This window comes from Armatimonas sp. (assembly GCF_043760365.1).
GTDB lineage: Bacteria > Armatimonadota > Armatimonadia > Armatimonadales > Armatimonadaceae > Armatimonas.
This window is the reverse complement of the sequence record NZ_JAYUPA010000421.1, coordinates 1-4898: the sequence shown is the minus strand read 5'-3', so window position 1 is coordinate 4898 and position 4898 is coordinate 1. Positions and strand designations below refer to the sequence as shown.

The window sequence follows — 4898 nt, the reverse complement described above, 5'->3', positions numbered from 1 at the left end:
AAGAGTGCGTTTGGCCTCCCACCGCAGAGCCTGCTCACCTTCACCGTTCCCAACTTCTTTGGCCACCCTGCCCAAGGGGAGGGGATTTATTGGAATGCTAATCGCTCGCTCACGGGCAGAGTCGCCCCCAATAACTATGGCGAGTGGGCAAACTATATCGGGATCATCCCCCTCTTGCTTGCTTTGTTAGGGGCATTTGCCGCTCGGCCCGCCTGCTTTTTTGCGATCCTGGCACTCTACACACTCCTCATGGCGTTTGGAACCTGGGCAAATCTGCCTTTTTTCTTCGTCGTTCCGGGCTGGGTACAGACTGATAACCCGGGCCGTGTGCTCGTCATCTTCGCTTTTTCCATGGCACTCCTGGCGGGATTTGGGCTGGACGCGCTCAAAACGGCATCTCTGCGCCAGCGCGGCGGTGTGCTGGTAGGGGTGGTCTTCTCCATTGCCATTGGGCTAGTACTGGCGATGAAGCACGCTGAGACGATTTCCCACCCCTGGGCCGTCGCTTTCGCGGCTGCGCAGCCCGATCTGTTACTCCTGCTGGTCTGGCTGGCACTGGGGGCGGCGGTGCTCTTTCTAGGGCCGCGCCAGAGGCTGATCCGCCCGCTTGCGGTCGGTTTAGCGATGCTCGATCTCTTGTTCTGGGGCGCGGGGTACAACCCTACCCGGCCCGGACGCGATCTCTACCCTGTGACACCGGGAATTGCCTGGCTCCAGAAAAACGCCAAGGACGCGCTAATCGCTCCGATCAACGACCGCTGGAGCAACACGAATATCGCCCCGCGCAATGCGGTTCTGCCGCCCAACTCCCTCACGGTCTACGGCCTGCATGATCTGGCGGGTTATGATTCTTTGTTCTACAAGACGGCGAAAGAGCGCATCGAGGCCGCTACGGGAAGCAACCCTAGCCCCGATGAGAACGGCAATATTGTCTTCATCAAGAGCATGGATGCCGCTGTGCTTCTTGGGGCTATGTATATTGTTGTTAGTCCCAACCGTGAGTTTGCCACCGATTTGCCTGTTGCCTACTCGGGGCCAGACATGGTGATCTACCACAACGCCGCCGGGCGCGTGGCTCCTCTGCCCGACAGGACGGTTCCTGGTTCTGTGAAGCTTGGTTTTGTGCTCGCGTCTCTGGCGCTGCTGGCCTACATCTCGGCAAGCATTGCAAACGCTCGCTCGAAGTCATCCTCGGTGTTGTAGTAGGCCATCGAGAGGCGCAGGGCATCGAACTCTGGCACGGGCCTAAGAAAGGCGCGTTTCTCGTGGAGCATCTTGCCCGCAAACGCGCCGATCTGCTCGCCCGATTTTCCGGTGATGGTGATGCTCGCAAGAGCGGATGATTTCTCAAACTCCTGGGGCGTGATGAGAGTGAAGCGCTCCGGCATCTCGGAAATCCGCCGCTTGACGTACGCTGTGAGTGCCTGCTGCCGCGCCCAGATATTCGTAAACTCCAGCCCTTCCAGCCAGTCCAGTGCCGCGTGCATTGTCGCCAGCACTTGCGCCGGGCGTGTGGCCGCAAGATCAAAGCGCTGCGCTCCGGGTGCCCACGAGCCATGCTCTGAAAAGTTCATTGTCCCCATCCCGACCATGGTTGGCGTCAACTCGTCGTCGAAGCCCGCCCGCACATAGAGCAGCCCGACTCCATTGGGGCCAAAGAGCCACTTGTGCCCGTTGGTGATGTAGAGATCGCAGCCGATCTCCATTAGGTTAATCGGGAGCTGCCCCGCCGCCTGTGCGCCGTCAATGTAGCTGACAATCCCCCGCGCCCGCGCCCAATCTGAGAGCGCCTTTGGATCCGTGCGCAGCCCGGTATTGCAGCAGACATGCGAGGCGACAACCAGCTTCGTCCGCGCCGTGACATTTTGCTCCAGCGAGGCAATCATCGCTCCGGTGTCTTCCGACAAAACGTAGCGAATCAGTCGTGCCTTGCCGATTTTCTCTAGGTAACCGAAGAGCATGTTCGTGGTGGGGTACTCGTGGTCCGAGATCAAGACATCCACGGGCGCACCCCAGCGCTCCCATGGCAGGGCCAGCGCGACATTGAGGCTGACTGTTGCGTTGCCCGTAAACGCCAGCTCGCTATCATCGCAGCCGAAGAAATTAGCCAGGCGTGCCCGTGCGCTCGCGGCCTTTTGCTGCATCTCACAGTAGCCCAAGTACCCGCCATATTCAACGCGCTTGGTGTTCTCCAGCAATGCTTCGACAACGGGCGCGGCACAGATCCCCTTCGTGCCAGAGTTGACCTGGAGAATCTCCGAGAGTGCAGGCATCCCTGCTCGGATGTGTTCGATATTCATAATAAAACCTCCCCCGCCTTCGCACCACTCAGGCACCCGGGTACCCTCTGGGTGTGGCTTCGCGAAGGGGGGAATGGCTAGGCTAGGCGTGTTCGTGCGCGTTTGATGGCGCGGTTGAAGCTGGTGCGCTAGGCGCGGAGCGCTTTGTAGTCCGCGTTGCGGGCGGCGGTTGCGGCCACGGCGGCACGCGCGGCGGCGTCGCGGTTGGTGAGCGCGGTATCCAGCGCAGTGACATCGGCAGTTGCCCTAGCAAGCTCGGCGGTGTCGTAGCTGCGGCGGGTCATCTCGGTAGCGTAGGGGGGCTTGGCGGCGGTGGCAAAGCTGGCCCGGAGCTGGGTGATGCGCTTCTGGCGATCCTCGGGCAGGCGTCCTGTCACGCCAAGGGCACGGAGCGCGGCGGCACCGCTGAAGCCAAGGCGTACGACATCGCGAAAATCGGTGCCGCGCTTGTTGACCACTGTATCGGCTTTCTCCAGAGCGGTGTTCTTGGCATCCAGTGTCCCGATGGCTTCCTGTCGCTCAGTGAAGCGGTTCTGCGCCGTGAGAGCAAGGTCTTCGCCGTTTGTCAGCTCCGCTTCATCGAAGGCGAGCCGCGCCAGCTCAGTTAGTAGACCGGGATCTTTCTTAATGGTCGCAATAAGCTGTGAGGTCTCGGGGATAAAGTCTTGGATCAGTTGGTCTTGATCTGCCTCGCTCAGCTTGGGTTTCTTCGTTGTCGTCTTATCTTCAGGCATTGTCATTTCTCACTTTATCAATGGTGTGGTGGATTTGATTGGTGTGTTTTTGTATTTCAACCCCGTCGGCTCGGATTTTCTAGTCGTTGGTTCAGGCTTCAGAAACATTTTCCCAGCCTGTAAGGTCGCGGAGCGACATAGTGGCGTTGCGCCAGGAGCGTAGCGAGCGATCCTCGTTCATGAGGATCGCTACACCCGCTGACGCTGGCTGAGAGGCGACTCCACATACGGAAAAAGGAGCCAGTAGGGGACGAGCTCGATGCCTCCCTTGTCGCCGAACTCCGCGACACAGGGCAGGATAGTGCTGGTGAGGTAGCCGGAGGAGAGGAAGCCGGGGTGTACGGACAGATCGCAGCAGTAGACCGGGGAGCCGTCGGTGAGGGCGAGCGGAAGCTTCTGGCGGCGGTAGCGCACGGGATGCTCTCGGCGCGTGGTCTGCTCTGCCCAGCGTTGTGCCAGGTACTGCATGTACTCCCGATCCCCGGAAACCTCGGGCTGGAAGCTGATCAGAACCTGACAGTGGTGTTTTTTCGAGCTGGGCCGGTAGAGTGCATCACTCGCACGAATCAGATAGCCGTTCACACGCTGGCCCTGCGCGGCGATCTCCCGAACCCGCACCGACAGCCTCCGCTCACGCTGTATCTGAAAAAACTGCGCGACTCCCCAGCCCATCAGCCAGAGGCCCAGAGGAAAGAGAGGCGATGCGTACAGCTTACTCCAGAGCAAAGCGATACTCACGCAGAGGGCGAGAGTCAGGATCCCCCCGGCGATTGCCAGTGCTCCCTGCAAAGGGCGGCGATCCAGCACCGGTTTTTCATCGTCGAGAAACATCAAAAAGCGTTCATTGAGGCTGATCATAGGGCTTCAATTATTGTATCGGTTTTTCCGAGGAATTGTTTCACTCCCGTACGCATAATGTTTAGAGGGGCCTCCTGCCCGGTCCAGCGTGTGAACGAGATCGCTCCCTGTTGCACGAGCATCTCAATTCCGTTTTGCGTGCCACAGCCGCACTGCTTCGCCCGTGCCAGCAGGCGGGTCTGTGCGGGGTTGTAGATCAAATCGGTCACAAAGAGGCCCGGGTGAAGGGCATCTTCGGGCACGGGCGGCCGCTCGGCGTGGTTCGGGGACATCCCAATGCTAGTGGTGTTGACAAGCAAAGACGCATCCTGGAGCGCCTCGCGGAGCGGGGCTTCTTCCAGTGGGAGAGCACCCGCAGCCCCGAAGCGTGTTACCAGCTCCTCGGCGCGCTGAGCGGTGCGGTTGGCGACAAAAACTCGGACACCAGACTGGACCAGGGCGTCCACAACGGCACGGGCACTACCGCCTGCGCCCAGCACAACGGCAGTCATGCCGGGTGCTAATGCAATCGGGAGAGCCGCCAGAAAACCGGCACCGTCGGTGGAGTCGCCGCAGAGCTTGTCATCTTCCCAGAAGAGCGTGTTCACCGCACCAAGCCGCACGGCACGCTCGGTGAGCGTGTCTAAAAACTCGGGGACGCGCTCTTTCAAGGGGACGGTCACGTTCACGCCCACCAATCCCAGCGCACGAACGCCAGCAATGGCTTGCTTGAGGTTCTCTGGGGAGACCGCAAACGGGACATAGACGAAGTCCAAGCCGAGAGCTTCAAACGCCGCGTTGTGCATCGCGGGTGATGCGGAGTGTGTCACCGGCCAGCCCCACACGCCACAAACCTTTGTGGTGCCGCGAATCAATCACGCACCTCAAGCACTTTGATCGTGTAGTTGCCCATATCGGCGGCAATACTGGTGATGTCCGTGATCTCCCCCTCGGCCAGCTTGAGGTGTGTGGCGTCCGCGAAGGGCGCTCCCCAGGTCGGCTCCAGTGCGACCCAGAGATCTGCCCC

4 protein-coding genes and 1 pseudogene are annotated in these 4898 nt (G+C 60.3%); 1 reads left to right on the top strand and 4 read right to left on the bottom strand.

Features of this window, described 5'->3' with window-relative positions; genetic code table 11:
- Positions 1 to 1203 (top strand): annotated as a pseudogene (locus ACH2EH_RS09935) (hypothetical protein); the annotation flags it as partial.
- Here ACH2EH_RS09935 and ACH2EH_RS09930 read toward each other — a convergent pair.
- The 4 genes from ACH2EH_RS09930 to aroE all read right to left on the bottom strand — a co-directional run bounded on the left by ACH2EH_RS09930 (position 1149) and on the right by aroE (position 4746).
- A complete protein-coding gene (locus ACH2EH_RS09930; RefSeq protein ID WP_395141244.1) occupies positions 1149 to 2300 on the bottom strand; it encodes an aminotransferase class V-fold PLP-dependent enzyme in 1152 nt (383 codons plus the stop codon). The pseudogene ACH2EH_RS09935 and the gene ACH2EH_RS09930 overlap by 55 nt on opposite strands.
- A 128-nt stretch (positions 2301 to 2428) precedes the next feature.
- A complete protein-coding gene (locus ACH2EH_RS09925; protein WP_395141242.1) occupies positions 2429 to 3040 on the bottom strand; it encodes a hypothetical protein in 612 nt (203 codons plus the stop codon).
- Between the two features lie 183 nt (positions 3041 to 3223).
- Positions 3224 to 3892, bottom strand: a complete 669-nt coding sequence (locus ACH2EH_RS09920) for a hypothetical protein (protein WP_395141240.1) — start codon at positions 3890 to 3892, stop codon at positions 3224 to 3226.
- On the bottom strand, positions 3889 to 4746 hold the full coding sequence (gene aroE, locus ACH2EH_RS09915) for a shikimate dehydrogenase (protein ID WP_395141238.1): 858 nt from the start codon (positions 4744 to 4746) through the stop codon (positions 3889 to 3891). The genes ACH2EH_RS09920 and aroE overlap by 4 nt, the downstream gene beginning before the upstream one ends.
- Positions 4747 to 4898 lie beyond the last annotated feature (152 nt).